The organism is Bradyrhizobium sp. P2_E8, from assembly GCF_056403875.1.
Map to the genome: position 1 here is coordinate 1 of NZ_JBFUES010001234.1, position 1918 is coordinate 1918.

The window sequence follows — 1918 nt, forward strand, 5'->3', positions numbered from 1 at the left end:
CGCTGGAGCAGGCCACCGCCTATCACGTGCTGTCGGGCGAGAGCCTGCTCGGCATTCCCATCCAGGCCTTCGCCGACACCGTGATCGGCTTCCTCGTGTTCGGCACCGCGCTGATGATGACGGGGGCCGGAAAGTTCTTCATCAACCTCGCCTTCGCGCTGTGCGGCACGTTCCGCGGCGGCGCGGCGAAGGTCTGCATCTTTGCCAGCGGCCTGCTCGGCATGATGTCGGGCTCGATCATCTCCAACGTGCTCACCGCGGGCACCATGACCATCCCCGTGATGAAGAAGAGCGGCTTTCGCGCCTCCTATGCCGGCGCGATCGAGGCCTGCGCCTCCACGGGCGCGGTGCTGGCCCCGCCGGTGATGGGCGCGACCGCCTTCGTGATCGCGCAGTTCCTCAATGTCAGCTACGCCGACGTCGCGATCGCCGCGATCATTCCGGCCGCGCTCTACTACATCGGCCTGTTCATGCAGGTCGATGCCTATGCGGCGCGCCACAAGCTGAAGGGCATTCCGCGCGCCGAACTGCCGCGGATCATGGATACGATCAAGGACGGCTGGTACTACGTCTTCGTCATCGCGCTCCTGATCGTGATGCTGCTCTACTTCAAGCGCGAAAGCCACGCGCCGTTCTACGCCACCGCGCTGCTGCTGGTGCTCAACCAGCTCTTCTCGAAGGACACGCGCTGGACGCTCGGCACGATCRGCAAGTTCCTGGAGGTCAACGGACGCACCTTCGTCGAGCTGGTCGGCATCCTCGCCGGCTGTGGCCTGCTGATCGGTGCATTCTCGATGACCGGCGTGGTGTCGAGCCTCGCCAACGACCTCCTGCATATTGCCGGCGACAATCCCTTCCTGCTGCTCGGCATGTGCGCCCTCACCAGCCTCATTCTCGGCCTCGGGCTGACGACGACGGCCTGCTACATCTTCCTCGCCATCCTGGTCGCGCCCGCGCTGGAGAAGCTCGGGCTCAACAGGATGGCGGTGCACATGTTCATCTTCTACTGGGGCATGCTGTCGTCGATCACGCCGCCGGTCGCGATCGCCTCCTTCGCCGCCGCGGGCATCGCCGGCTCGCCGGCGATGAAGACGGGCTGGGAATCGATGTGGGTCGGCAGCATCATCTACTTCATCCCGTTCTTCTTCGTGCTCAATCCGGCGCTGGTGCTGCAAGGGCCGAGCCCCTATCTCGCCGGTCTCGGCCTGATGGCGCTGGCCGCGTTCGGCACGCTGTTCATCTGCGGCGGCATCCAGGGCTATCAGCCCTTCGTCGGCGACCTCCGCGGCGCCGGCGCGCTGGAATGGCCGATCCGCGTGCTGCTGGTGATCGGCGGCTTCGTGGTGGCCACTCCCGGCGGCGGGATCATGCCGCTTTCGCAGATTCAGGTCACCATGCTGGGCCTTGCGATCCTCGCGCCAACGATCTCGATCGCGCTTCTGTTGATCCGACGGCAGGGGCCGATACCGGACGGGTTGCGCGTGCCCTGATTGCGTTGCACAAGGGGGCGATGACACCGCCGCCCGCCTCCGCATGGACCCGCTCGAAGCCGCCCTTGCTGCGGTTTCTCGACACCTGCCTCAACGAATTCTCCGCCGAAACGTCCGGCGCCGTGGCCGACTACATTCCCGAGCTGAGCAAGGCCGACCCTGCCTATTTTGGCATCAGCCTCGCCACGCTCGACGGCCATGTCTACGAGGTCGGCGACTCCAGGGTGCCCTTCACCATCCAGTCGATGTCGAAGCCGTTCGTGTTCGCGCTGGCGCTGGATCTGTTGGGCGCCGGCCGCGTCGAGAGCGCGATCGGCGTCGAGCCCTCGGGCGATCCCTTCAACTCGATCCGGCTCAATTCCGACAATCACCCGTTCAACCCGATGGTCAATGCCGGCGCGATCGCCTGCACCGGACTGATCTACGAC

General features: G+C 65.6%; 2 protein-coding genes. Both read left to right on the forward strand.

Annotated elements, in window-relative coordinates; genetic code table 11:
* Positions 1–1490, forward strand: a 1490-nt coding sequence (locus AC1D00_RS39025) for a TRAP transporter permease (protein ID WP_477014345.1), incomplete at its 5' end; no start/stop codon positions are given.
* Between the two features lie 20 nt (positions 1491–1510).
* Positions 1511–1918, forward strand: a 408-nt coding sequence (locus tag AC1D00_RS39030; protein ID WP_477014346.1) for a glutaminase, incomplete at its 3' end; no start/stop codon positions are given.